Source organism: Streptomyces adustus (assembly GCF_009377175.1).
In the GTDB taxonomy this organism is placed as follows: Bacteria; Actinomycetota; Actinomycetes; order Streptomycetales; family Streptomycetaceae; genus Streptomyces; species Streptomyces adustus.
Genome location: NZ_VJZD01000140.1, coordinates 1 through 24,627 on the forward strand (window position 1 = coordinate 1; position 24,627 = coordinate 24,627).

The following is a 24,627-nucleotide window of genomic DNA, read 5'->3' on the forward strand; positions in this document are numbered from 1 at the left end:
GGCCGGTCGGGGCGGGCCGGTCGGGGCGGGCCGGGCCGGGCGCGGCGGCGGTGGCCGAGAGCCGTCGGGGTGGCGAGGCGCGAACTTACTCCGGAGTCAGTGGTGTTGACTGTTAAAGGACATCCTCGGAATGTAATGAACATGCCGAATATCCGGGCACGTCTGCTCGTGGTTCTGGTTGTCCTCTGCGGATTCCTGACGGTGGCGGGCTCCCCGTCCGCCACCGCCGCCACCACCGTCCCCGACTCCCTCTGGTTCGACGGCACAGCCCTCACCGTGTCGAACGGCAGATTCACCGACAGTCTCGGCCGCGAGGTCGTGCTGCGCGGCTACAACGTCTCCGGCGAGACCAAACTGGAGGAGAACGGCGGCCTCCCCTTCGCCTCGGTCGCCGACGCGAAGAAGTCCGCGACCGCGCTGCGCGCCCTCGGCGGCGGCAACTCGGTCCGCTTCCTGCTCTCCTGGGCGCACGCCGAGCCGGTCCGCGGCCAGGTCGACAGCGCCTACCTGGCCGCGGTGACGGACCAGCTGCGCGCCTTCCTCGACGCGGGCATCCGCGTCTACCCCGACTTCCACCAGGACCTCTACTCCCGCTACCTCTTCGACGAGGACAGCTGGTACACCGGCGACGGCGCCCCCAAGTGGGCCGTGGACGCGGGCACCTATCCGGACGAGTCCTGCGGGATCTGCCTCTTCTGGGGCCAGAACATCACCCAGAACGGCGCGGTCAAGGCCGCGTCGTACGACTTCTGGCACAACGCCTACGGCCTCCAGGACGCCTTCCTGGCCACCGCCCAGCAGACCATGACCTACCTCGGACAGCACCTGAACGCCGAGGAGTTCGCGGGAGTCGCCGGCTTCGACCCCTTCAACGAGCCGTACGCGGGCACCTACGACTCCGGGCAGACCAGCCGCACCTGGGAGCGGGACGTCCTGTGGCCGTTCTACGTGAAGTTCCGCGCCCGCATGGACGCGGCCGGCTGGCAGGACAAACCCGCCCTCGTCGAGCCGAACCTCTTCTGGAACTCCAACATCGACTCCCAGAAACAGACCGGCGGCCTGCTCGACGCGGGCACGCTCGGCTCCCGCTACGTCTTCAACACCCACTTCTACGACCAGAAGGCGATCTCCGGGATCCTGATGTGGGGCAAGGCGGCCGACGGGCAGTACACGACCGACTTCGGCACGGTCCGCGACCGGGCGGCGGCCGCCGGTACGACGGCCGTGGTCAGCGAGTTCGGCCATCCGCTGTCGGGCACGGTGGCGGACAAGGCGCCGACCGTCCTCAAGGCGATGTACCAGGCCCTCGACTCCCGGGTGAAAGGCGCGAGCTGGTGGTCGAGCCCAGCCGTCTCGGGCCCGGTGCTGTCCGGCTCCCAGTGGCAGTGGGACCTCTACAGCGGCCGTCATCACGAGCTGATGAACGGTAACTCCGGCAAGGTGCTCACCACCGGCGACGCCTGGAACGACGAGGACCTGTCCGCCGTACGCCTCGACGACTCCGGCGCGGCGGTCCTGCGCCAGGACGCCCGGCTCCTCGACCGCCTCTACCCGAGCGCCACGTCGGGTACGACGGTCGCCTTCACCTACGAGGACCGCTCCCGCGACGGCTCGACCACACTGACCTGGAACCCGGTACCGTCCTCGCTCCCCAACGTGGCGCAACTGGTCGGCTCCGGCCAGTACGGGCTGCTGGTGTGGCGCTCCACGGGCGGTTCGGCGCCGACCGAGCTGCACCTGCCGGCGTCGTTCCCGACGGCGTCCACCACGGTCGTCTCCGACCTCGGCACCGCCTACGGCCCGCCCGCGTACACCCAGACCACCCCGATCGCCGTGGCCGCCGAACCGGGCGGCACCGGAACCCGCCGCCTCCTTCTCACCGCATCGGACACGGGCGTCCTGCACTACGCCCTGGTGACCAACGGGGCGACGTCCCCCTCAGCGGCCCTGCTCACCGCGGCCCGCACGGAACTCACGGCGTGGGCGAGCCGAATCTGACCCACGGACGAGTCCCGCGGATCTTGCACGCGGATCCGGAGAGCCGCGCGGCGGTGGGCCCTTGCCGCCGCGTGGTCACCTCCGCGTGCCGCAGCGCATGGCGTGCTGTGCCGGTAGTGGTTGCGCACCCGCCTGCGCGGGTTCTGTGTGCGGTGCCGCCGGGCACAATGCGCCCCATGAGTGATCACTTCGAAGCTGTCTTCTCGTGCTTCCTACGCGATGACATCCCTGCCTCCGTCCTGCTGGCCCTGCGTTGGCACCTGGGTCTGGACGATGAGGAACCGGAGGACCTCGATCCTGAGAACTCCCCGTACCCCCTGCTCGTTCCGAACAGCAACAGCCGTCTTCCCGGCGGTGACGTCGTGTCCCTTCGGCGCACGGTGCAGGAGTTCACGACTTCGGGGGAGCGGTACGAATGGGAGCTCTTCGCGCGCTGCTATTGGGTCGACGACTTCACCCTCTGGCTCGACGATCTCCTGGCGTTGATCGCTCCTCATGTCGCCAGGCCGGGCTACGGGGGCTACCTACGTGACGAGTACGGCACGGACCTGAAGATCATTACGTTCCGCGAGGGCACGTACGACCCCGTCGACATCTGAAGTCCCCTGCGCTACGCGCTGCCGAACAGCCGGTTCCGGGAATTCACCGTGTCGGCCGGGGCCTGACGGGGCGTCATGCAGTTGTCTGATTGTGATCCCACCAGGGCGGACCGGGGTCTCGTTGATCGACTAGCGTCTACCCCGCGAGTGGCCGACGGCAACCGGCCGCAGCCATCGGCCCCGCAGGACAGCGGCATGTCTCGCCGCAGGAGCGCCGCAGGGCGGCAGCAACACCACATCAACGAGGGGGAGACGTGGGGGCATCGAACCGGACGCCGACCGATCCACTGGACGGAGACCGTCGCCACAGACGCGGAGCAGGCATCGTCGCCCGTGCGGCCGCCACGGCTCTGGCGGTCGTGGGGACGACTGTCCCGCTCGCCGTGGGGGCACCGCCCGCGCGGGCCGCGCAGGAGGCGACCACGGCGGACTCGTCCCAGGAGGTCGTGATACCGCCGCCCGCCGATCGGGCCACACCCCGTGCGGACACCCCGCTGGCGGTGGGCACCACCGGTTTCCTGCACCAGCAGGAAGGCCGGGACGGCTACACCTGGACCGACTTCGCGAGCGGCACCTCGACCCGAGTTCCCGGCCTGCAGACCCTGCCGGCCAACGCGTTCGTACGTCCCGTCGGCGTCGGCGGCGACCTGCTCGCCGTCTCGCCGAGCCCGGCCCGGGGCACCGGCTGGTACTCCCTGCTCGATCCGCACACCGGTGAGCGCCGGGAAGCGCAACTCCCGACCGGCTACACGTTCCGGGGGACCGTCGCCGGCAAGGTACTGGCCCTGGAGTCCGCGACCAGCACCACCAGCTCCGCGGGCGTGCTCCTCGACACCGGCACCGACCCCGCGCAACCGCTGGACATCACGGGCCTGCCCGCGGGCGGCCAGCTGAGCAGTCTCTCCCTGCAACAGGGCGCCACGGACGACCACGGCGCGGTGATCTCCTTCCGGCAGGGCGGCGCGTACCGCTACGGCCTGCTGGACCCCACGACCGCCGTGATCACCCCTCTTCCCGAGGCGATGAGCGGCGAGGGCCTGCGCATCCTGTTGAGCGCCGACCGCGTCGCCTGGTGGGGGCACGGCTACACCGGGCTGCGCTGGCTGCCCCGCGGTGACGTCTCCTCCACGACGCAGGAGTCCCCGCTCCCCGGCGACGAGGTCCCTGTGGCCCTCCTCGGCGGCACCCTCCTGACCTCGGCCCCGGACACCACCTCGGGCACCACCCTCGGCCGGCGGCTGACGGCCCGACCGCTCGACGGCGGGGAGCCGAGCACCGCACTCGACCACATCGCGGTCGTATCGGACGCCGTACCGCAGGCGGCTGACGGGAGCGCCCTGCTGGTCGGCGGCTCCGGCACCGGCGACTGGGCGGTGCACCGCTTCACCGAAGGCCCCGCCGGGGAGCCGGCGCACGAGGTGGTCCAGCCGCTGGCGCCGGTGAGCGCCAAGGTCCTGGGACTGAACCTGTACCGGGGCACCCTGGGCCGGGTGGACGGCATCGAGGGGAAGCTCTCCATCCACCAGCAGGACGTCGGTACCGGGCCGGTCCCCGTCGCGGGAGCGGCCAAACCCCTGCCCGCGGGCCTGCCCTCTGCCACCGTGCGCTGCGCGACGGGTGAGGACTGCGTACGGCTCGTGGACGGAAACTGGTACGGGCTGTCCTTCCTGTCCGGGACAGGCGGGCACACGTACCTGGAGACCCGCGTGGACGCCTACACCTCGCACGCGCTGGTGCCGTTGCCAGGCAGCGGGGGCGAGGTCAGGGACGCGTCCTCCTCGTACGTGGTGGTGGACGGCGGATCCCCGAGGACCCAGTACCTGGTCGACCCGGGCTACAGCAAGGTGATCCGCAGCCGCCCGGTGCAGGCCGCGGCGCTCTGGTACTCCACGCTGTGGAGCGCGACCCCCGGCAGCCCCGGCACGCTGACCGCGGAGCGGTTGACCTCGGACGCCGCCACTCCCGGCAAGCCCGTCCGCACCGTGCGGACCGGTGCCGCCTGCGTTCCCACCGAGCTCCAGGCGACGGGGCGCTGGCTCTACTGGTCCTGCGGTGCCGACCTGCAGGCCGGGGTGTACGACCTGACGAACAACCGCGGCTTCGCGGTGCCGTCGGGCCCCGCCATGCTCGGCGACGGCTACGTGGTCCGGCACGACCGGGCGGCGGGCGAGCTCAAGCTGACGGACTTCCACTCCGGCAGCCCCCTCGCGGAGCGCACCTTCGCCGCCCTCCCGGCCGGAAGCCTCGCGGACGACCGCAGGATCACCTGGACCGTGGACAAGTACGGCGGCCACGTCGCCTACCTGGACGCCGACCGCCGCGTGCACGTGGCGGCGGACGGCGTACCGGACTCCGCCCCGGTCGTCGGCGAGCAGTACATCTCCGACGCCGTCGCGCCGCGGACCACCTCGTCGTACTACTCGACCTGGACGGCCGAGGTGCTGCTGAGCCGCCCCGTGGACTCCTGGGAGATGGACATCGTCCAGAAGACCACCGGGCGCCGGGTGGCCGTGCTGCGGGGCGGGGCCGAACGCGGTATCAACGGCATCCGGGCCGGGTGGAACGGCCGCGAGTCGAACGGCGCTCTCACCCGGAGCGGTGTCTACACCTGGCAGCTGACCGTCACCTACGGCGGTGGAACCGTGCCGGTGCGGGCGGGCGGCGGCGACCTGAACGTGCTGTGCGGCGTGCTGCCGACCCACGTCTACGACTGCGACGGGTTCCCCGACCTGGTGGCGGTCCGCAAGGACGGCAGGACCGACTCCTGGGAGGGCCATCCCAAGGGGTACTTCTACAACCGCAGCTACACCGCGGACTGGCCGACCTCTTCCACCCTGGTGCCGGCCGGCGACCTCAACGGTGACGGGAACGCCGACATGCTGGTCCGCAACTCCACCGGCGAACTGCGCGCGTACTGGGGCATCGGCCAGGTGTACTTCGCCCGGGGAACCAACAAGTCCGCTCTCATCGGCAAGGGCTGGAACGCGTACAACGTGCTGACGTCGTCCGGGGACCTCAACCGCGACGGCCGCGCCGACCTCCTCGCCCGGGACAAGGCCGGGGCCCTGTGGTTCTACGCCGGCACCGGCAAGGGCACGTTCAAGTCCCGGGTGCGCGTCGCCACCGGACTGTCCGGCTACACGGCGCTGGTGGGAGTGGGCGACCTCAACGGCGACGGGAACGGCGACCTGCTCGGCCGGGACAAGGCCGGGAACCTCTACCGCTGGTACGGCAACGGAAAGGGCGGCTTCGGAGGGCGGGTGAAGATCGCCTCGGGCTTCAATGCGTACAACGCCCTGGTCGGTGTCGGCGATCTGACCCAGGACGGGCGCAACGACCTCCTCACCCGCGACACCGCGGGCAACCTGTACCGCTGGGCGGGCAACGGCAAGGGCGGCTTCGCCGCACGCGTCAAGATCGGCACCGGCTGGGGAAGCTACAAAGCGCTGTACTGACGGTCCGGGACGACAGCCTCCGGGCCCGCATCTCCGACGGGAGCTGCGAGCCCGGGGGTGACCACGACGCCCGAAGCAAGTCGGGCCGGGGCGCTGTCGTGGTCCGCCGCCGGCAGGTCCGTTGTCAGTGCTTGCGTCCATGGTCTCAAGCGCGCGGTCGACTTCCCGGGGTTCCAGCTCTGAAGGAAAACTGTGCTGCCTGCACAGACCCGGGACGAAATCCCGCTTCCTTCGGGGAGGGAGCAATCAGGGTCCAAACTCTTTGGTCACTGCCGTCAGGGTCGCCGCCGCGGACTCGATCTCCGCCTTGCCCTTGCCGCTGAAGCCCTCGGCACAGTCCTGGTAGCCGTTGTGTATAGCCGTAAGCGCGCTCTCCCATGCGGCCTGCCAGTCGGGGTCGGGGATCGGCGCATGGGACTGAACAGCCTTCACGTCCTCGCCGGTGCCGAGACAGTCGTTCAGTACGCTGTCCCCGCCGCCACCGGCAGATGTGAGATCCGCGAGGTCCATGGTGAGCAAGTTGACATCCATGTGGCCGCTCTTCGTATACCAGGCACGCATGGCTGCCGAAGGCGCCGACGCCGACGGCGGTGCCACCACCGAGCCGGTCGGACTGCTGCTACTACTGCACCCCGCAAGGAGTAACACGCAGGCCAGGGCACTGATCGCGGAAGGGCGCTTCATCTGCGGGATCGTGTCACACCCTCACCCGCAGCGCCACGGCCGTAAATCTGCCCACGTGGCGTCATCCAGGTGGCTACACGACAAAGAGACGCTGCCTGATCAAGCCGACGGCCCGTAGCTGTCCGGCGAAAAGAACTCTCGCCACGCTCAAAGCAGGGCATCAGGTCCCATCGGGCTGCGCACTCCTTACGATGCGCCGATGGTGAAGATCGGCATGGGCTGCCGCATGCGGATCTATGTCTGCCCGACGTCGTTCGACCATCCGCATCTCGAAGTCATGCAGTGAGACGCGTTCGTGCGGCACGCTGCGGGGACGGCCGTGGTCGCTGCCGCCGGCCGAGCGGGTGCTGATGGTGGCGGTGTACTACCGGACGAACCTCACCATCCGGCAGCTGGGCCCGTTGTCAGCCGCCCGACTTGCTCCCGTGCAGAGATCCGGGAGAACCCCGGCGCGTCCGCGGACGGAGGCATGGCTTCGGGTGCGGCTCGGAACGGAGGATCACCGGTGAGCGTTGGGAGCAGGAGCCCGGCCATGAACTGATCATCTCGTCCGAGCACGGCGGAATTGAAGGCACCTATTGGGTCCTCGGGCCACTCCGATCCCAGTGGGTAGGACAGGTAGCCACAGTGCAGGAAGCCATCGCCACGGTGATCGACCGCCTGCCGCCGGACTGCGGTCCTGCCTTCGTGGGCACCCCCGAAGAGCTCGCCTCGCACGAAGCCACGAAGCCGGATCCACAGAAAGACAAAGATCAGACACCGAGCGGCTGATCTGGGCTGATAGACAAGCGATGCGACAGAGAGCCTTGAGTATTCCGCCCTGCCGCAACCGACCGCCCTCGGCCAGACGCTGCGGGAACCACTGAAGGCGCTCACGGAGTGGTCGGTGCGGCACATCGAGGAAGTCATCACCGCCCGCGAGGAGTACGACGACCGCACCAAGCGCACCCGCTAGGCAGCGGCGGCCGGCGATTGATCATCGTCGGCTTCGGTCACCACGGTGCGGCTGCCGGTGTGGAAGGGTGTGGGCGTTCTGGTTGCGACGCCGGGACGGTGGCTGCTCGTCAGGGTGTCTTCGGAAGTGGGTCATTCGCCGGTCCGCCGTGTGCCGTGCCGGCGGACTCGGTGAGTGAGAGTGCGGCTAGGAGCCGCAGCTTCTCGTCGCTGTCGCTGTCCTTGTCGGGGTAGTAGACGACGAGGATGACATCGTCGATGGGGAGTTTGTCCCGGTGGAGGCGTAGTTCACCGACGACGGGGTGGTGGACCGTGGTCGTGCCTCCGTCGAGACTGCGGACGTCGTGGCGCGCCCACAGGGTGCGGAACCGCTGACTGGACAGTGCGAGTTCTCCGACGAGCTCGACGAACCGGGGGTCGTCGGTGTCGTCCCCGACAGTGGCACGAAGGGCGGCGACAAAATCCGCGGTGGCCTTCGTCCAGTCCTGGTGGAATGCCTGTTCCTCGGGGTCGAGGAGGAGAGAGCGCAGCCTGTTCCGGCCGGGCCGCAGGCGGGGGGAGAGTGCGACGGCCATGGGGTTGGAGGCCAGGACGTCGAACGCGCGCCCTTCGACGAACGCGGGGATCTGAAGGTGGGCGAGCAGCTCGTGCACCCGCGCCGGTACGTGCTCGGGCCGCTTGCGGCGTGGCGTCCTGGGACGTGCCGCCGCGAGGCCGAGCAGATACGTCCGCTCGATGTCGTCGAGCCGCAGGACGCGCGCGAGTGATTCGAGGACCTGGGTCGAGGGATTCTTGTCACGTCCCCGTTCCAGGCGCAGGTAGTAGTCAGGACTGATCCCGGCGAGCAGGGCGACTTCCTCACGGCGCAGTCCCGGCACCCGGCGGTTGCCGCCGGGCGGGAGTCCTGCCTGCTCCGGGGAGACCAGCTCACGCCGGGCACGTAGATAACTGCCGAGCCGGTTGCCCGATTCCTCATCCTTCATACCGACACCGTAATGCGGTGCGTGTATCTCAGAGGGGGCCCTGTCAGGACCAGGGAAGACGGGGGCCCTGCCACACCCGGCGAACGCCGTCAAGACTGCGATGGCACCGTTTCGAAAGAGACGGCGACCATCACTGTCTGCGCCGGGCCTGAACGCCGTCGGCGCTTTGCACTGAAGGGAAGATCTCGTGGATCTCTCCAACCGCACCGTTCTCATCGTCGGCGGAACCTCGGGTATCGGCCGGGAGTTGGCCCGCCGGTTCGCCGCGGCGGGCAGCACCGTGGCTGTCGGCGGCCGCAGCCCGGAGGCACTCTCGGAACTCGCCGAAGAAGGCTTCGGCACGTTCGGTATCGACGTCACCGACAGTGCCTCCGTCGCATCCGCCCGTGACGCCGTGCTCGCCCGGTACCCGGAACTGGACACCGTGGTGACCATGTCGGGCGTCATGCTCCTGGAGGACCTGCGCGACCCCGCGCACTTCGAGGTGGCGGCAAAGACGATCGACACCAACCTGCTCGGCACCGTCCGGGTCATCGACGCCTTCACCCCCCACCTGGTCCGACGGGGCGCCGGCACCTTCGTCACCGTCACCTCCGGCATCGCCTTCCTGCCCTTCCCGCCCATGCCCAGCTACGCCGCGTCGAAGGCCGCGGTGCACGCCTACGCCGAGGCACTGCGCGCGCAGCTGGACGGCACCGGTGTCGGCGTCGTCGAGCTCGTCCCCCCGGCCGTCGCCACGGCGGGACAGGAGAAGGTGAACCCGCACGCGCTGCCGCTCGACGACTTCGCCACCGAGGTGATGGACCTGCTGGGGACCGAGCCCACTCCGCGCGAGATCCTCGTCGATCGCGTCCTGATGCACCGGTGGGCCGAGCGCGACGGCACCTACGACGAACTGGTGGCTCAGCGCTCGCAGGCCCTCTCGATGCTCCCGGGCCGGCAGGGACAGCGCTGAACAGCAGGATCGCGCCGGTCATCGCAGGGGTGAGGCCGGGTGGTCAGTCGGCGACGGTGAGGACGACCTTGCCGCGGGTGCGGCCGGCCTCGACGCGGGCGTGGGCCGCGCCGGCCTGCTCCAGCGGGAAGGTTTCCTCCACCTCGACAGTGACCTCGCCGGCGTCGATCAGGCTTGCGATCGTGGTCAGCCCCGTGCCGTCCGGCTCGACCAGGTACGGGGTGACCCGCACGCCTGCCGCCTCGGCGGCCGCGGCCAGTTCCGGGGAGACACCGGCCGGGACGGCGACCAGCAGGCCGCCCGGGCGCAGGACCTTGAGCGAGCGGGTGCTGGTCCGGTCGGTGGCGTCGCCGACCAGGTCGATGACGACGTCGATGTCCTGGGTGGCGTCCTCGAAGCGGGTGGTGGTGTAGTCGATGGTCTCGTCGGCGCCGAGCTCCTTGAGCCAGGGGTGGCGTGCGGCGCTGGCGGTGGCGATCACGTGGGCGCCCAGGTGGCGCGCGAACTGGACCGCGAAGTGGCCCACCCCGCCGGCGGCGGCCGTGATCAGGACGCGCTGGCCGGCCTGCACGTGGGCGGTGTCGACCACGGTCTGCCAGGCGGTCAGCGCCGCCAGCGGCACGGCGGCCGCGTGCACGTGGTCCAGGGTGGCCGGCTTGCGGGCCCACTGGCGGGCCGGGGCGGTCACGTACTCGGCGTAGCCGCCGGCGGCGCGCGGGAACCACGGCATGCCGTACACCTCGTCGCCGGGCGCGAGCGTGGTGACGCCGAAGCCGACCTCCTCGACGACACCGGAGACGTCCCAGCCCAGGATCAGCGGGAACGTCTGCAGTCCCGCCATGCCCTGACCTTCGCGGGTCTTCCAGTCCACCGGGTTGACGCCGGCGGCGTGCACGCGCACCAGCACCTCGGTCGGCAGCGGCTCGGGGCGCGCGACCTCCTCGGCGGTCAGCACCTGGGGTCCGCCGAACTCCGTGACGGTGACAGCCCGCATGGTGTGCTCACTCATTTTGTCCTCGCTCATGTCCGTCCCACTGTTTCTTTTGCCGGGACCGCGGTCCCGGCAAAAGAAACAGTGGCGTGTGCTCGCGGAGTCGAGTGAGTGGCCGGAGGGCCACCTGTCGTACCATTCCGGCCATGCCGCACCGTGTTGCCGTTCTCGCCCTCGACGGAGTCCTGCCGCTGGACCTGGGCATCCCGGCCCGGGTGTTCAATGAGGCCTGTGAACCGGACGGGACCCGTCTGTACTCCGTTGTCACCTGCTCCCTCGGCGGCAGGCCGGTACGCACGCACGAGGACTACCGGATCGTCGTCGACCACGACGAGTCGGCGCTGGAGAGCGCGGACACGGTCGTTCTGGCCACGCAGGAGCCCAGCGAGCGCCTGCTCGCGACCGGCACGCTCCCCGAGGAACTCGCTGCGGCGCTGGACCGGATCGGGCCGGGGACCCGCATCGTCAGCCTGTGCACGTCGGCCTTCCTGCTCGCGGCGGCCGGTCTGCTGGACGGTCGGCGGGCCACCACGCACTGGGCGCTGTGTGACGCGCTGGCGCGGCTGTTCCCCGACGTCGACGTCGATCCGGACGTCCTGTTCGTCGACAGCGGACGCATCCTGACGTCCGCCGGCGGAGCAGCCGGCATCGACTTGTGCCTGCACCTGGTCCGTCTGGACCACGGGGCGGCGGTGGCCTCGGCCGCCGCGCGCCGCTGCGTGGTGGCGCCGTGGCGCGAGGGCGGGCAGGCGCAGTTCATCGAGCACCCGGTTCCGCAGGACACCGACCGTTCCACTTCGGCGACCCGGCAGTGGGCGCTGGACCGGCTTGCCGAGCCGATCACACTGGAGGACATGGCCCGGCACGCGCACATGAGCGTGCGCACCTTTACCCGGCGGTTCCGCAGCGAGGTGGGCAGCAGCCCGCTGAAGTGGCTGGCGCAGCGGCGGCTGGCCCACGCGCGCCTGCTGCTGGAGTCCACCGACCTCACCGTCGCGCGGATCGCCACCGCCTGCGGCTTCGGTGACCCCGTCGCATTGCGCAAGCACTTCCACACACACCTGGGCCTGTCCCCACTGGCCTACCGTCGCGCCCACAACGCACCGGAGCCCATGACGGGACGGTGACCACCCAGCCGGGCCATGACCGCGACAACACCCCATCAATCGCCCAACGGCTTTAAGTGACCCGCACAGCGCGAGGCCATGAGCCACATGGACCGCCTGCTCAGGAGGCGCCCCGGCCGTCAGTGACCGTCGCCGTTGATGTCAGATCTGGACGTCAGCAGGGGACCGCCTACCAAAATTGGTAGGCGGTCCCCTGCTGAACTGATGCCCCCGGCGGGATTCGAACCCGCGCACACGGCTTCGGAGCACAATCAGAGTTCGGCTTGCGAACCGCTCTGAACAGCAGGTTCATTGATCGCGAAGGCGTGCAGCACCCTCCTGTATCGCAGATGGTGCGTAGCAGGCAGAAGACGGCTCCCGAGGCTCCTTCGCCTCGTGGGGATCGTGCTGGTCAGCGGCACTATCGAGTCAAGTTGCTGCGGATCTGTCCACGGATAGCCCAGACGACGGCAATTCCTACCGAGGCGCTCACCAGCTTTGGCGCAGCGTCAGCAGACGTCCAGAACGGCTGATGTTGATGGCGCAACTTCGGAATTGTCGAAGGCTCCCGTCGCGAGCGCCTGCTGTGCGCCCTTGTGGGGAGCCTAACTGTGCGTCACCGTCGGAGTTTGGTAGTTGCCTCTGACGGTGCCGTGAGTGCGAGGGGGAACGAGATGGGGGACCTGAGCGCAAGCTCGTCATGGTCGCGGAGCGTTTTCGGCGAGCTGGCTGTGCCGCTGGCGAAGCTGATCCCGGAGTGCATCGGCAGGGCCCATGAGCGGGCTCGGGATGGCCATCGGGGCGTAGGTACGCAGACCCTGGAGGCGTACGGACACGGACTTCACGCTTCGCAATACGAGGAACTGGCAGCAGGGCTCGCTGATCTTCCAGGTGTCACGGCGGTGCGCTTGCAAGCGCGCACGGTGATGGTTGTGGCAGGACAGGTGCTCTATCCGATCCGCTACGCCAAACGGGACGTACCGGTCACGGTGGCGCGACTCCGTCGTGCAGTTGGCCTCCGAGCTGATCTAATTCGGCGCCACGGTCCCGAGCCCATGCAGGGGGAGTTGGATCTCGGGCTTGAGGGGCTGCAAGAGCAGGAGTTCCACAAGGACCTTGGGCAGCTCGACCCGGATGTCGGCCTGGTGCTCCTGGCTTACGCGTGCGCCATGGGTTCTGGGGTCATGCGCCTTGAGTGGGGAGACGCAGAACTGCGCCGCGGAGACCGCCATCTGCTTTGGCATCACCATGAGCCGCTTGCCCTGCCTGACGCTCGACGGTCGGCCTAGCCCGTGCCTCCGTGCCCAAGAGTTGGAGCAGGTGCTTAGAAGGCGCCTGCCGCGTCGCGCGGGGCACCCCCTCTGACCTGCACTGCTCCCCCACCCCGACTCTCCATCGGCTGACCCTCGACACGCATTCGACAGGGCCCGCGGTTCGCTACGGTCGCCGGTAGACCTCGGGGTCGAATCCCTCCCCGGGTGACCTGGAGAAGCTCACATAGACGGGGTACTCAGGATCGCCCACCTGCATGTCGGCAAACTGATCCACATCGTGATTGGCGAACCGGTGCAGATACTGGAGGAACAACTCCAACTCCGCTTTGGACAGTGGCTCGTTGTGCCGCTCATTGCGCATGCATGCACGATACGAGCAGAGCTCGAAGGGACGTCGTGGAGCCGCCCGCTTGCAGCGCCATGTGCCCATGGCGCTGGCTTGGGGGAGCACCGCATTAGGAGCGAGGTTGGGTGGCAGTCGGCCTGACCTGCGGGCTTCTTACCTTTGGTGGTGTCTGCTGGCTGTGCCCGGGGGGACTGCGCTTCCCCGCGAGTCCCCGCCTGTTCTGGCACGCGAGTGGCACACCCGGACTACCGAAGCTCTCGTCTGGCACCTGGGATGCCGTGCGGCGCTTGAACGTCGGTGCTTACCTGACCGCCCAAGGTCATCACGTTGAGGGTTGCAGAGTTCTCACTGGCGATTGCGCTCTCTATACGGGCGACCAAGGTCGTGAATGCTTCGCTCTCCGAGAGACCCGAGTAGGGCCCCACCTTGGTTTCGAAGTAGACCCGCTCATGCCCAAGGAGCTGTTCGGTCGACCTGTAGTTTTTCCACTGTTCGCGGTAGCGGTACACGCTCTCCAGGGAGACCGAGCCGACAACGATCAAGCTCAGTACTGTGGCGGTGAGTTTCGCGAATGACAGGTCAAGGTTGACTAACACAGGGACCAAGGCTCCCCCCACGACGGATACCGTCCTCATCCGGAGATGCATGGCCTTCGTCTTAACGGCCTTCTTGTCGTACCACTTCTGGTACTGGGACAGCCTTCCCTCCACGTAGTCATGCGCCGCGGTCACAGGCCGGGAGACAGCGGGGTGAGCTTCGAGTGACTGTCCGTCATCCGTTCCTGACATGCGCGGAGTACATCGGTGGTAGAGCGCCGCAGTCAACCCAGCAGCTCAGCACTGAGGCACCAGTTTGGAAGGACCGGTTGTTGGCAGGAGTTGGACCACACCGACCGAAGGGGACCCGGCGGTCTTGTAGAACGCGCGGACTCTCCATCGTCCTGCGGGTACGGGCACCGGGGCTTCATCCGGCTGACCCTTGCCATCCGGGTAGGGCACGCCGAGGTCTTCGCCGGCCTCGGCTGAGTCCATCAGAACTGCCGGGCCGTCGGTCGCCCAGACCCCACAGTCCTCCCATGGCGTCGCCTCATCACTCAGGACGGCACCGGCTGCGGCGACCAGCTCTGCTTCGGAGTTGGCGCCGAGCCATCGCACGAAGACCCTTTGTTCGGGTAGGTAGCAGGTCGTAGCTGGTTCGTCTCCCAGCACCAGCGCGGATGTCTTCTCGAGGTCACCCAGGGTGATCACTTCGGCGGACCCCTCGACGGCGCAGGCCCGGTCGTAATCGTCCGGCTGATCGGTGCCACCGACGATGATGCCGTCCTCGGTGCAGCCGCTCCACTGGTGCAGCACGGACACCGGAACGACGATCAGCGGGCCGCCCATGGACTCCACCCATGTCAGGTCGAGCCTGTCCAGATTGGTGTTGTCGCTGTCACTCATGCACGCAGTCTGCCTTCAGGGTCTGCTGCAGGTTCGGGTGACAGGGGGTTTGACCCGCCCCACCTCTCAGGTTCCAGTTCTGGTGGCTAACTGACAGCCCTTCACGGAAGGCTGGCAGTCATGCCTCGTCCCTATCCTCCAGAGTTCCGGGCGCGTGCCATCGCGCTGGTCCGAGCCGGCAAGCAGGCCAAACAGACGGCGGTGGAGCTCGGCATCCATCCCGTCACGTTGTCGAAGTGGTTGCGGCAGGACGACATCGACAACGGGCGGCGACCGGGAACGCCGTCGAGCGAGTCTGCTGAGCTGTGGGCCGCTCGCCGGCGGATCCATGAGCTGGAGACCGAGCTGGCGATCGTCCGGCAGACGGCGAAGTTCCTTGGCAAGGAGAAGCCGGCCCCAAAAGGCTCTACCCGGTGATCGACCGACTCGTCGATGCCGGGGCACCGGTCGGCAGGTGCTGCCGGGTCCTTGGCGTCGCCCGGCAGAACTACTACAAGCACAAGCGCGCCCCGACCACTCCACGGCAGCTACGGCGGGACTGGCTGACCGGGCTGATCCGAGAGGTTCACGTCGCTTCCCGCGGTACCTACGGCTACCGCCGCATCCACGCCGAGCTCACCCTGGGCATGGGCATCCGAGTCTGCACCAGGACCGTGTCGGTGCTGATGACACAGGCCGGGATCCACGGCCTGCCCGGGCCAATACGCATCAAACGGCTGCGTGGCATCGTCACCGCCGACGACCTGGTCAACCGGAAGTTCCATCGGTTGCGTGCCGACGAGCTGTGGGTCACCGACATCACGCAGCACCGCACCAGGGAAGGGTGGGTCTACTGCGCGGCGGTCCTGGATGCGTTCAGCCGCAGGATCGTGGGCTGGTCCATCGACTCACGGCAGGACTCCACCCTCGTGGTCAACGCGCTGGACATGGCCATCCGCAACCGCCGCCCCAAGCCGGGCGGGATCGTTCACGCTGATCACGGCACCCAGTTCACGTCCTGGGTCTTCGGGGAACGGATCCGCTCCGCCGGCCTCCTGCCGTCGTTCGGCACCGTCGGGGACGGCCTGGACAACGCGATGATGGAGGCGTTCTGGTCCTCGATGCAGATCGAGTTGCTCAACCGCAAGCGCTGGAAGACCCGGGTCGAACTGGCCAACGCGATCTTCGAGTTCATCGAGATCTTCTACACCCGCCAGAGACGACATTCAGCACTGGGCTACCGCACCCCCATCGAGTACGAACTACTCTCCGCACAAGACACCATGCACGCAGCCAGTTAGCCACCGCAGCTGGAACCCAAACCGTGGGGCAGGTCATGTCACCCGATCGTGCAGCAGACCCGAGTCCGTTCACTTCGTTGCGGCGGTGGTAGATCACGCTGTCGAGACCAGTCGGCCGGCCACCTCTGTTGCCGCGAATTTGCGGGGCTCACCTGGTGCGATGCCTCAAGATCCCGTCCACGCCTCGTCCACAGACCCCGACATACGCCCGCTCTGAGCCGCATACGCCTGCACAAACACGAAGACCCCATCCCCAGCGTTTCCGCTGGTGACGGGGTCTTTGCGCACTTCATGCGAAGTGCCCCCGGCAGGATTCGAACCCGCGCACACGGCTTCGGAGGACGTGACCGTAGGCCGCGGCGCGGTGGGGGTGTCGGGTGTCAGTCCGCCCTTTCCGTCGCGCGCCCGGCCTCCTGGGAGGGGCAGGAGTCCGTGGGGAGCGGTGGGTTCGAGGTCAGTTGGGTGCCCGTCCAGGTGATGACGTAGTCGACGGACCCGCCGGACGGGCAGCACTCGGGGTCGGTCGGGTTGCGGAGGTTCCCCTGGAGCGTCACCGAGTGGTCGCCGGGCTGCGGAATGCCACCGATGCCCGACAGCGGAGCGGCGCCGAGGCAGCGGTTTCTGTAGAAGAGGAAGGCCTGATCGAAGTGGCCGCGGTCGTCGACGACTCACCAGACGGCGCGCAGCGGTCCGCCCAGTTCCCCGATCGGCTTCACGGGCTGGTGGCCGAGTCCGGACATCGTCCTGAGCGCCGCGTTCCTGTCGAAGGGCTCGGGATCTACCTTGCCCTCGCAGGCGTAGCCGATCAGGTCCGCCGGCGGGTTCATCCGGCGCAGGCGGTGCCAGAAGGCGGTCGTCGAGCCGGTGTCAGGGCGGCCGCTTCGGTCGGGGTGGCGTTCTCGTTCCGGAAGACGACCAGTTCCCCGTGGGCCATGGCATCCGTGGAGCTCATGGTGACCAGCGCCGCGGTGTCCCGGCCGGGCCGGCACTGCTTCAGTCCCAGGGCGGGGTCTCCGACCGTGTTGAGCCGCTTGTGCGGCGGTCAGGAGAGTCGAGTCCGCGGGGCATTCCGTCTGTTGAGTATGTGCCGGAGCGGCGGACTTTCCGGCGGACGGCGAACTCGGGTGGGTCCGGACCGACCCGCCCCGTCCGTCGGCGTGGGTCGAACCACCGGCCTTGGTGGTGGTGTTGCCGAGGACCAGCTTCCCGGCCAGGTTCCGGCGGGTGGCGGAGAAGCCCACCCCGGCCGCGAGCAGCATGATGACCACCAGGACGACGGGCCGGCGCGTCCTGCGCCGGGCCGTTGCGGGTGTGCTCTCGTCCTGGTCACCCGGCGTGCCGGGTATCTCGATCGCCGCTCCTTCGTCCGGACCGCCAAGCGTTCGCGATCATGACATCTGCATTGTTGTGCTCGGCCTCCCTGGGTGAACAGCCCTTGTGCGGTGGCGAGTTGGCGGCTGGCGTCACAACCGTTGACTTCACCCTCGTGCGGCTCTACGTTCGGCGCCGCGAAGTGTTCGGAAAGCCGATCCTTGTTCGATATCTCGAATCCGTCGGGATGTCTCCGGTTGAAGGAGCCGTATGTTTCCCCCACCCCGAACGGGCCGCGCGCAGCGTCGCCGGGACGCCGTCCTACGGGTTCTCGTCCTGGCGCTGACCGCGACCGCCGCGCTCCTGTTCGCCCAGCCCGGTCCCGCACGGGCCGCGACCAGCCGTCAGATCCCCGTCGCCGCCGCCCCGATGGGCTGGGCCTCCTGGAACAGCTTCGCCGCTCAGATCGACTATGCGGTGATCAAACAGCAGGTCGACGCGTTCGTCGCGGCCGGTCTCCCCGCGGCCGGATACCAGTACATCAACATCGACGAAGGGTGGTGGCAGGGCACCCGGGACAGCGCGGGCAACATCACCGTCGACGAGACGGAGTGGCCCGGCGGGATGAGCGCCATCGCCGCCTACATCCACAGCAAGGGCCTGAAGGCCGGCATCTACACCGACGCGGGCAAGGACGGCTGCGGCTACTACTACCCGACCGGCCGCCCCGCCGCGCCCGGCAGCGGCAGCGAGGGCCACTACGCCCAGGACATGCTCCAGTTTTCCACCTGGGGCTTCGACTTCGTGAAGGTCGACTGGTGCGGCGGTCACGCCGAGGGGCTCGACGCGCCGAGCACGTACCGGTCGATCAGCGCCGCGGTCACCGCGGCCACCGCCGCGACGGGCCGCCCGCTCACCCTCTCCCTGTGCAACTGGGGCGAACAGAACCCCTGGAACTGGGCCCCGGGCCTCGCCCCCATGTACCGGACCAGCACCGACATCATCTACTGGGGCGACCGGCCCGCCATGTCGAACCTGCTGTCCAACTTCGACCAGGCCCTGCACCCCAGCGCCCAGCACACGGGCTACTACAACGACCCGGACATGCTGATGGTCGGCATGGACGGCTTCACCACTGCCCAGAACCGCACCCACATGAACCTGTGGGCGATCTCCGGCGCACCCCTGCTGGCCGGCAACAACCTGGCGACGATGACCTCCGAGACCGCCGCAGTCCTGAAGAACCCCGAGGTCATCGCCGTGGACCAGGACCCGCGCGGCCTCCAGGGCGTCAAAGTCGCCGAGGACACCACGGGGGCGCAGGTGTACGGCAAGGTCCTGGCCGGCACCGGCAACCGCGCCGTCGTGCTGCTCAACCGCACCTCCGCCGCACAGAACATCACCGTGCGCTGGGCCGACCTCGGCCTGACCACGGCCTCCGCCGCCGTACGCGACCTGTGGTCGCGCACCGGGCTCGGCAGTTACGCCACCGGGTACACCGCGAGCGTCCCGGCCGGCGGCTCGGTGCTGCTCACCGTCACCGGCGGCACCGAGGCGGCCGGCGCCACCTACACCGGCACGTCGAGCTTCACCGGCGTGAGCGCCGCGCACACCGGCCTGGACGTCGTCGACGTCGCCTACACCAACACCGCCGCCACCGCCCGTACCGCGACCCTCCAGGTCAACGGCCAGACGGCGACGACGGTCTCGTTCCCGCCGACGGGTTCCGCCCAGGGCACGGTCTCCGTCGCCGTGTCCCTGTCCAAGGGCGCCTCGAACACCCTGGCCTTCTCCGGCGCCCCCACGCTCGCCGACCTCACCGTGCACCCCCTGCCGGGCACGAACGGCACGCTCCTGGTCGGTGGACAGTCCGGCCGCTGCCTCGACGTCTACGACAACACGATCACCAACGGCACCCAGGCTGAGCTGTGGTCCTGCAACGGCGGCCCCAACCAGGCCTGGACGTACACCTCCCGCAAGGAACTCGTGCTGTACGGCGACAAGTGCCTCGACGCCTACAACCTCGGCACCACCGACGGCACCAAGGTCGTCATCTGGGACTGCAACGGCCAGAACAACCAGAAGTGGAACGTCAACAGCGACGGCACCCTCACCAACGTCAACGCGGGCCTGTGCCTGGACGCCTACGGTGCGGGCACCACCGACGGCACCCGGATGGTGCTGTGGACCTGCAACGGCGGCGCCAATCAGCGGTGGACGCAGAACTAAAGCGCAGAACTGAAGCGCAGAACTAGGGCCTGTCCGGCGGGGCGGTCGGGTCGGCTCCGGCCAGGAAGGACCGGGCCTGCGCCGCGAGCGAGGTGGCCCCCAGGGCGTCCGCCCAGCGGGCCACCTCCGCCGCCAGGGCCGCGGCCCCGGCCCGGTCCCCGGCGTCCCGGGCCAGCACCGCCAGCAGCAACTGCTGCGAGAGCGTGCCCGGCACCGCGCCCGCGCCCGCGCCGAGTGCGGTCGCCCGGCGCCAGCGCTCCAGGGCGAGACCGTCGTCGCCGTCGTCGTGGTCGTGGTCGCCGAGGTGGCGCAGGGCCTCCCGGGCCAGCAGGGGGTCGTCGGCCGACTCCGCGGCGTCCAGCGCGGCCACGTAGCAGGCGGGCGCGGCGGCGCGGTCCGCGAAGTGGTTGTCCGCGACGAGTCCGGCGTACATGGCCGCCCAGCCGCGGCGTCCCTCGTCCGGGGCGCGGTCGCGCAGTGCCTCGGCCTGTCGGCGCAGCGTCCCGAGCGCCTCGGGGTCCTTGCCGGCCGGGCCGAGGCGCGGGGCGCCGTCGACGAGGAGCAGCAGCCGGTAGGTGTGCCGCAGCCGGGCGAAGTCCACGTCCCAGTCGCCGTCGGGCAGTTCCCGCTCCGCGACCGCCAGCCGCTCCCGTGCGCTGTCGCCCCCGGTGAACCAGTCTTTTTCCAGGGCGATATGAGCGGCCGTCAGGGCGATTCGGGATCGGATTCCCGGTGCGTCGGCGGTCGCCGCGTCAAGCAGCGCCAGCGCCCTGTCCCATCGCCCGGCCAGTCCCAACTCGTGTGCCGCGTCCAACAGTTCATCGGTCCGTACGGACAGGCTCGCGGTGCTCGTGGCAATCGTCATGGCAGGGAAGGTAGTTATTCGAAAAACTATCCACAAGAAAATCACTGTGGGAGGCAGACGATGGAGGACTCGGTCGACCGTCATGTGGCGGAGTGGTCGAAGGAACTCGCCTGGATGGACCCGGTCAAGGAAGCGATCTTCGTCCGGCTGGCGGTCCTGGCCCGGCACGCGTCCCAGGCCCGGCGTGAGGTACTGGACGCGGACGGACTTCCGTACGGGCACTTCAAGATCCTGCTGAAGCTGCGCAGGCTCGGGCCGCCCTACGAGAGCAGCCCCTCGCGGCTGGCCGACGAGCTCGGGCTGACCCGGGGCGCGCTCTCGGCGCGGCTCGCGGCCGTCGAGGAGGCCGGGCTGATCGTCCGCACACACGAGTCGGAGGACCGGCGCCGGGTACGCGTCCGGCTCACCGCGGCCGGTCATGCCGCGTTCGAAGCGCACGCGGCGTCGGAGGCCGAGGGCGAGCACGCGCTGCTCGCAGCGCTGAGCGCAGCAGAGCAGCGGACACTCGCAGACCTGCTGCGGAAACTGGTCGCGGCCGCCGAGACCGGCCTGCCCCCAGCGTCGCCCGAGCAGTGAAAGTCCAGGTCAGCCTGGAGGTGACCTGGACCCTCGCCGCTCTGCCGCCTACTCGTCCCATGCCTGGATCATGATCTGCTCGCTGATCTTGCCGTCGCGCAGCGTGATCATCGACTCGGCGAGGACGCGCACTCCGTCGGGGTACGCGCAGGACTCGCTGAAGGCCGCGCTGTCCCCCTGGATCACGCAGTTCTCCAGCTTGTGCGTCATGTCGCGGCTGTAGACGTCGTCGAGCATCGCGCCGATCTCGTCACGGCCGCGCAGGATCTTCGGGTGGCTCGGCTGGGAGTTGCGGTCGATGACGCGTATCTCGGCGTCGTCCGCGTAGAGCCGAAGGAGGGTAGCCGCCGTGGTTCCCTCGATGCCCTGACGCAGGGTGTCGGTGTCGAAGGCGGAGCCTGCCGCACTGCCCATGGTGACCTCCTCACGAGGACCGCGGTCCGGCGGACGGACGGGCCACGGCACTCCCACCTCCGAGCGTCTCCCGCCCGGCCGGGCTCGGCAAGCGGGACGGCAGGCTCCTCCTCACGGGTGAGTACGGGGCCGCGCCCGTGTCCGCCGCGCCGCCCGGGCCGTTGCCCGGGCATGATCTCCACTCGACGTATCGTCGCCGCCGCCTGCCTCGCCGCCGGGGTCACCGGTCTCGCCGCCCCGCTCGCGAGCGCCGCCGAGGCGACCGCCCCGGCCGACGGCAAGCTGAGCCCGATCGCGGTGCTGGACTCCCTGGCCGCGAGCGACGTCCCCGCGCAGTACCGGGGCAAGGTCCCGGGGGTCCGCGACCAGCTGTCCGGCCTGAGCAAGCTCAACGACCTCGGCCAGCTGCACCAGCTCACCGACCTCGCGGCACCGGTGACGGGACTGCTGCCCGCCGTCCAGTGATCCCCCGCATCGGCCGGTGACCTCCCGCATCGGCCGGTGACCTCCCGCATCGGCCGGTGACCTCCCGCATCGGCCGGTGACCTCCCGCACCGGCCGGTGACCTCCCGCACCGGCCGGTGATCACCGTCGAACGGTGACGACCGTCGAACGGTGACGACCGTCGCACGGTGACCTCCGTCGCACGGTGACGTCCGTCGTACGACACAGGGCCGCCCCTCGGGGTGGCCCTGCACCATGTGGGTCGGTCGTCACGCGGGATCAGTCGTCCGCGGTCGCGAGGAACTGTGTCGCCGCCAGCTCCGCGTACAGCGGGTCGGCCGACACCAGGTCGCGGTGGGTGCCGACGGCGCGGACCCGGCCGGCGTCCATGACCACGATCCGGTCGGCCATCGTGACCGTCGACAGCCGGTGCGCCACGACGAGGACGGTCGTCGTCCGGGCTACGTCCGCGACGGTGTCGCGCAGCGCCGCCTCGTTCACCGCGTCCAGCTGCGAGGTGGCCTCGTCCAGGAGCAGCAGCCGGGGCCGCCGCAGCAGGGCCCGGGCGATCGCCACCCGCTGACGCTCGCCGCCGGACAGCCGGGTGCCGCGGTGCCCGACGAGTGTGTCGAGCCCCTGGGGCAGCCGGGCGACCAGGCCGTCGAGCCGGGTCGTCTTCAGGACGTGCGCGAGCGCCGTGTCGTCCGCCTCCGGGCTGCCCAGCAGCAGGTTGTCACGGAGCGAGCCCGACAGGACCGGCGCGTCCTGCTCGACATAGCCGATCGCGGACCGCAGCCGGGGCAGCTCCCACTCCGCGAGGTCCAGCCCGTCCAGGGTGATCACCCCGGAACCGGGCTCGTAGAACCGCTCGATGAGGGAGAAGACGGTGGTCTTGCCCGCGCCCGACGGGCCGACGAACGCCGTCATGCCCCGGGCCGGCACGGCGAACGTCACCCCCTCGTGCACGTACGGCAGTTCGTCGGAGTACCGGAAGCGGACGTCCTCGAACGCCAGCGACGCGGGCGGGGCGTCGGCGGACGGCAGCGGGGCGGGACGCGCGGGCGGCTCCGCGGGCAGCCGCAGCGCCTCCTGGATGCGGGTGAGGGCCGCGGCCCCCGTCTGGTACTGGGTGATCGCGCCGACGACCTGCTGGATCGGCGACATCAGATAGAAGACGTACAGCAGGAACGCCACCAGCGTGGCGATGTCGACGGCGCCCGTCGCCACCCGCGCCCCGCCCACCGCGAGCACCGTGATGAACGCGATCTGCATCGCCAGCCCGGCCGTGTTGCCTGCCGCCGCCGCCCACTTGGCGGCCCGCACGCTCTGCCGCCAGGACTCCTGGGCCGCCGCGTGCAGCGTCTGCTCCTCCCGCTGCTCCGCGCCGGACGCCTTCACCGTGCGCAGCGCGCCCAGCACCCGTTCCAGCGAGGCGCCCATCGCGCCGACCGCGTCCTGCGCGCGCCGGCTGGCCCGGTTGATCCGCGGCACGATCAGCCCCAGCACCAGGCCCGCGCCGAGGATCACGGCCAGGGTGACCGCCAGCAGCACCGGCTCCACCAGCCCCATCAGCACGATCGTCGCCACGAGGGTGAGCCCGCCGGTGCCGAGCCCGACCAGCGAGTCGGTGGTGACCTCGCGCAGCAGCGTGGTGTCCGAGGTGACGCGGGCCATCAGATCGCCCGGCTCGCTGCGGTCGACGGCCGGGATCCGCAGCCGCAGCAGATACGACGCCAGCGAGCGCCGCGCCCCCAGCACCACCGACTCGGCGGTGCGCCGCAGGACGTACGAACCCAGCGCGCCCACCGCCGCGTTGGTGACGACCAGGCCCGCCATCGCCAGCAGCGCCCCGGTGATCGCCCGGTCGTGCGCCAGGTCGTCGATCAGCCCGCGCGCCACCAGCGGCAGCAGCAGCCCGGTGGCGCCGGTGACCAGGGACAGCACGGCCCCGGCCGCCAGGGCCCAGCGGTGCGGGCGTACGTATCCCAGCAACAGCCGCCACGGGGGCGGGCCGGGCTGCGTCTGTGCGGTGGTCACGGTGCTCCTCACCGGTCGGGCCGGACTTCCCTGCTGTACCGCCGACTTGCGCAACGGCGGCGGGAGCCCGTGCGGCTCCCGGACCGGGTCCGGGGCACGGGAGAGCCGCCGACGGTCAACGCTGTGTCAACGCGGCCAGGGTGGCTTCCAGTTCCGGGCCGCGCGGCCGGTTGTACGGCAGCTTGGACAGCAGGGCGGCCATGCCGCAGGTGTCGGTGAGCGCCGAGTACACCAGCCCGCCCGCCACGCCCGCGGAGATCAACTGCCAGGCGGGATGCAGGAGTCCGAGGCCCAGCCCGGCCAGCACCAGGGTGCCCGCGGTGAGGCGGACCTGCCGTTCCATCGCCCAGCCGGTGCGGGTGCCCGCCGGGCGGTGCACCTCGTGGCCGGCCCGCACCCAGCCCTGGGTGCCGCCGGTCAGGGACAGGGCGTGGACGCCGTGCCCGGCCAGGACCTGGCGGGCGCTCTCGGAGCGTTGCCCGGAGGCGCAGACCACGAGCAGTTCGCCGCGGACCTCGCGCAGCGTGGGGACGGCGTGCCCGATCCGGTCCAGCGGGATGTTGTGGGCGCCGGGCAGGTGGCCGGAGGCGTACTCGCCGGGCGTGCGTACGTCGACGACGGTCAGCGCGGCCAGCCGGGCGTGGGCCTCGCTCGTGTCGAGGGCGGAGGGCGCGGGGGGAGTGG

The 24,627-nt window shown here is 69.9% G+C and carries 21 protein-coding genes and 3 pseudogenes; 12 read left to right on the forward strand and 12 right to left on the reverse strand.

Going from position 1 to position 24,627, the window contains the following annotated elements:
- The first annotated feature begins 135 nt into the window (after positions 1-135).
- From FNH09_RS28480 to FNH09_RS49905, 3 genes are all read left to right on the forward strand, one after another.
- Positions 136-1,998, forward strand: coding sequence for a cellulase family glycosylhydrolase (locus FNH09_RS28480; protein ID WP_152892782.1), 1,863 nt, complete (start codon positions 136-138; stop codon positions 1,996-1,998).
- Between the two features lie 176 nt (positions 1,999-2,174).
- Positions 2,175-2,597: a hypothetical protein gene (locus FNH09_RS28485; protein WP_152892783.1), complete on the forward strand. Its 423-nt coding sequence runs from the start codon at positions 2,175-2,177 to the stop codon at positions 2,595-2,597.
- A gap of 359 nt (positions 2,598-2,956) precedes the next feature.
- Positions 2,957-6,052: an FG-GAP-like repeat-containing protein gene (locus FNH09_RS49905; RefSeq protein ID WP_152892784.1), complete on the forward strand. Its 3,096-nt coding sequence runs from the start codon at positions 2,957-2,959 to the stop codon at positions 6,050-6,052.
- Positions 6,053-6,298: 246 nt separating this feature from the next.
- On the opposite strand, the gene FNH09_RS28495 is transcribed toward FNH09_RS49905, so the two are convergent.
- Positions 6,299-6,583: a hypothetical protein gene (locus tag FNH09_RS28495; RefSeq protein ID WP_152892785.1), complete on the reverse strand. Its 285-nt coding sequence runs from the start codon at positions 6,581-6,583 to the stop codon at positions 6,299-6,301.
- A gap of 452 nt (positions 6,584-7,035) precedes the next feature.
- Here FNH09_RS28495 and FNH09_RS28500 point away from each other — a divergent pair.
- Positions 7,036-7,170, forward strand: a pseudogene (locus tag FNH09_RS28500) (transposase family protein); the annotation flags it as partial.
- Positions 7,154-7,507 carry a DUF6193 family natural product biosynthesis protein gene (locus FNH09_RS48935; RefSeq protein WP_238427159.1) on the forward strand — a complete coding sequence of 118 codons (354 nt, stop codon included), beginning with the start codon at positions 7,154-7,156 and terminating at the stop codon, positions 7,505-7,507. The pseudogene FNH09_RS28500 and the gene FNH09_RS48935, both read left to right, overlap by 17 nt.
- 293 nt (positions 7,508-7,800) lie before the next feature.
- On the opposite strand, the gene FNH09_RS28510 is transcribed toward FNH09_RS48935, so the two are convergent.
- Positions 7,801-8,673, reverse strand: a complete 873-nt coding sequence (locus tag FNH09_RS28510; RefSeq protein WP_152892786.1) for a helix-turn-helix transcriptional regulator — start codon at positions 8,671-8,673, stop codon at positions 7,801-7,803.
- A 187-nt stretch (positions 8,674-8,860) separates the two neighbouring features.
- Here FNH09_RS28510 and FNH09_RS28515 point away from each other — a divergent pair, with 187 nt between their 5' ends.
- Positions 8,861-9,628, forward strand: a complete 768-nt coding sequence (locus tag FNH09_RS28515) for an SDR family NAD(P)-dependent oxidoreductase (protein WP_162469238.1) — start codon at positions 8,861-8,863, stop codon at positions 9,626-9,628.
- A gap of 43 nt (positions 9,629-9,671) precedes the next feature.
- Here FNH09_RS28515 and FNH09_RS28520 read toward each other — a convergent pair whose 3' ends face one another.
- Positions 9,672-10,637, reverse strand: coding sequence for an NADP-dependent oxidoreductase (locus FNH09_RS28520; protein ID WP_152892787.1), 966 nt, complete (start codon positions 10,635-10,637; stop codon positions 9,672-9,674).
- Between the two features lie 128 nt (positions 10,638-10,765).
- Here FNH09_RS28520 and FNH09_RS28525 point away from each other — a divergent pair, with 128 nt between their 5' ends.
- The gene (locus tag FNH09_RS28525) at positions 10,766-11,746 is read left to right on the forward strand and encodes a GlxA family transcriptional regulator (RefSeq protein ID WP_152892788.1); all 981 of its coding nucleotides are present in this window, start codon (positions 10,766-10,768) and stop codon (positions 11,744-11,746) included.
- Positions 11,747-12,399: 653 nt separating this feature from the next.
- A complete protein-coding gene (locus tag FNH09_RS28530; RefSeq protein ID WP_152892789.1) occupies positions 12,400-13,014 on the forward strand; it encodes a hypothetical protein in 615 nt (204 codons plus the stop codon).
- A 148-nt stretch (positions 13,015-13,162) separates the two neighbouring features.
- On the opposite strand, the gene FNH09_RS28535 is transcribed toward FNH09_RS28530, so the two are convergent.
- The 3 genes from FNH09_RS28535 to FNH09_RS28545 all read right to left on the reverse strand — a co-directional run bounded on the left by FNH09_RS28535 (position 13,163) and on the right by FNH09_RS28545 (position 14,787).
- Positions 13,163-13,360 (reverse strand): hypothetical protein, encoded by a 198-nt coding sequence (locus FNH09_RS28535; protein ID WP_152892790.1) that lies wholly within the window; start codon positions 13,358-13,360, stop codon positions 13,163-13,165.
- A 230-nt stretch (positions 13,361-13,590) separates the two neighbouring features.
- A complete protein-coding gene (locus FNH09_RS28540; RefSeq protein WP_152892791.1) occupies positions 13,591-14,133 on the reverse strand; it encodes a DUF4231 domain-containing protein in 543 nt (180 codons plus the stop codon).
- 45 nt (positions 14,134-14,178) lie between these two features.
- Positions 14,179-14,787, reverse strand: coding sequence for an Imm21 family immunity protein (locus FNH09_RS28545; RefSeq protein ID WP_238427160.1), 609 nt, complete (start codon positions 14,785-14,787; stop codon positions 14,179-14,181).
- 120 nt (positions 14,788-14,907) lie between these two features.
- Here FNH09_RS28545 and FNH09_RS28550 point away from each other — a divergent pair.
- Positions 14,908-16,067: pseudogene (locus FNH09_RS28550) on the forward strand (IS3 family transposase).
- A gap of 380 nt (positions 16,068-16,447) precedes the next feature.
- Here the strand turns inward: FNH09_RS28550 and FNH09_RS50265 are convergent.
- Positions 16,448-16,708 (reverse strand): annotated as a pseudogene (locus FNH09_RS50265) (LppP/LprE family lipoprotein); the annotation flags it as partial.
- Between the two features lie 27 nt (positions 16,709-16,735).
- On the reverse strand, positions 16,736-16,894 hold the full coding sequence (locus FNH09_RS46805) for a hypothetical protein (RefSeq protein ID WP_156110841.1): 159 nt from the start codon (positions 16,892-16,894) through the stop codon (positions 16,736-16,738).
- Between the two features lie 754 nt (positions 16,895-17,648).
- Here FNH09_RS46805 and FNH09_RS28560 point away from each other — a divergent pair.
- Positions 17,649-19,607 carry a ricin-type beta-trefoil lectin domain protein gene (locus FNH09_RS28560; protein ID WP_152892792.1) on the forward strand — a complete coding sequence of 653 codons (1,959 nt, stop codon included), beginning with the start codon at positions 17,649-17,651 and terminating at the stop codon, positions 19,605-19,607.
- Positions 19,608-19,629: 22 nt separating this feature from the next.
- Here FNH09_RS28560 and FNH09_RS28565 read toward each other — a convergent pair whose 3' ends face one another.
- Entirely contained in the window at positions 19,630-20,472 is an 843-nt protein-coding gene (locus FNH09_RS28565) for a hypothetical protein (protein ID WP_152892793.1), read from the reverse strand.
- A gap of 60 nt (positions 20,473-20,532) precedes the next feature.
- Between FNH09_RS28565 and FNH09_RS28570 the strand changes: the two genes are divergently transcribed.
- On the forward strand, positions 20,533-21,048 hold the full coding sequence (locus FNH09_RS28570; protein ID WP_152892794.1) for a MarR family winged helix-turn-helix transcriptional regulator: 516 nt from the start codon (positions 20,533-20,535) through the stop codon (positions 21,046-21,048).
- 48 nt (positions 21,049-21,096) lie between these two features.
- Here the strand turns inward: FNH09_RS28570 and FNH09_RS28575 are convergent, their stop codons facing one another.
- On the reverse strand, positions 21,097-21,462 hold the full coding sequence (locus FNH09_RS28575) for a nuclear transport factor 2 family protein (protein WP_152892795.1): 366 nt from the start codon (positions 21,460-21,462) through the stop codon (positions 21,097-21,099).
- A 171-nt stretch (positions 21,463-21,633) separates the two neighbouring features.
- On the opposite strand from FNH09_RS28575, the gene FNH09_RS28580 reads away from it, so the two are divergent.
- Entirely contained in the window at positions 21,634-21,927 is a 294-nt protein-coding gene (locus FNH09_RS28580; RefSeq protein WP_152892796.1) for a hypothetical protein, read from the forward strand.
- Positions 21,928-22,185: 258 nt separating this feature from the next.
- Here the strand turns inward: FNH09_RS28580 and FNH09_RS28585 are convergent, their stop codons facing one another.
- Positions 22,186-23,943, reverse strand: coding sequence for an ABC transporter transmembrane domain-containing protein (locus FNH09_RS28585; RefSeq protein ID WP_162469239.1), 1,758 nt, complete (start codon positions 23,941-23,943; stop codon positions 22,186-22,188).
- Between the two features lie 115 nt (positions 23,944-24,058).
- On the reverse strand, positions 24,059-24,627 hold a 569-nt coding region (locus FNH09_RS28590; protein WP_238427161.1), incomplete at its 5' end, for a rhodanese-like domain-containing protein.

Excerpts from the sequence above, each read along its gene's own strand:
- FNH09_RS28530 (WP_152892789.1), top strand. The coding sequence starts at position 12,400 with ATGGGGGACCTGAGCGCAAGCTCGTCATGGTCGCGGAGCGTTTTCGGC.
- FNH09_RS28560 (WP_152892792.1), top strand. The coding sequence starts at position 17,649 with ATGTTTCCCCCACCCCGAACGGGCCGCGCGCAGCGTCGCCGGGACGCC.
- FNH09_RS28575 (WP_152892795.1), bottom strand. The coding sequence starts at position 21,462 with ATGGGCAGTGCGGCAGGCTCCGCCTTCGACACCGACACCCTGCGTCAG.
- FNH09_RS28580 (WP_152892796.1), top strand. The coding sequence starts at position 21,634 with ATGATCTCCACTCGACGTATCGTCGCCGCCGCCTGCCTCGCCGCCGGG.
- FNH09_RS28520 (WP_152892787.1), bottom strand. The coding sequence starts at position 10,637 with ATGAGTGAGCACACCATGCGGGCTGTCACCGTCACGGAGTTCGGCGGA.
- FNH09_RS28525 (WP_152892788.1), top strand. The coding sequence starts at position 10,766 with ATGCCGCACCGTGTTGCCGTTCTCGCCCTCGACGGAGTCCTGCCGCTG.
- FNH09_RS28510 (WP_152892786.1), bottom strand. The coding sequence starts at position 8,673 with ATGAAGGATGAGGAATCGGGCAACCGGCTCGGCAGTTATCTACGTGCC.
- FNH09_RS28485 (WP_152892783.1), top strand. The coding sequence starts at position 2,175 with ATGAGTGATCACTTCGAAGCTGTCTTCTCGTGCTTCCTACGCGATGAC.
- FNH09_RS28495 (WP_152892785.1), bottom strand. The coding sequence starts at position 6,583 with ATGGATGTCAACTTGCTCACCATGGACCTCGCGGATCTCACATCTGCC.
- FNH09_RS28535 (WP_152892790.1), bottom strand. The coding sequence starts at position 13,360 with ATGCGCAATGAGCGGCACAACGAGCCACTGTCCAAAGCGGAGTTGGAG.
- FNH09_RS28565 (WP_152892793.1), bottom strand. The coding sequence starts at position 20,472 with ATGACGATTGCCACGAGCACCGCGAGCCTGTCCGTACGGACCGATGAA.
- FNH09_RS28570 (WP_152892794.1), top strand. The coding sequence starts at position 20,533 with ATGGAGGACTCGGTCGACCGTCATGTGGCGGAGTGGTCGAAGGAACTC.
- FNH09_RS46805 (WP_156110841.1), bottom strand. The coding sequence starts at position 16,894 with ATGAACCCGCCGGCGGACCTGATCGGCTACGCCTGCGAGGGCAAGGTA.
- FNH09_RS28480 (WP_152892782.1), top strand. The coding sequence starts at position 136 with ATGAACATGCCGAATATCCGGGCACGTCTGCTCGTGGTTCTGGTTGTC.
- FNH09_RS28545 (WP_238427160.1), bottom strand. The coding sequence starts at position 14,787 with ATGAGTGACAGCGACAACACCAATCTGGACAGGCTCGACCTGACATGG.
- FNH09_RS28540 (WP_152892791.1), bottom strand. The coding sequence starts at position 14,133 with ATGTCAGGAACGGATGACGGACAGTCACTCGAAGCTCACCCCGCTGTC.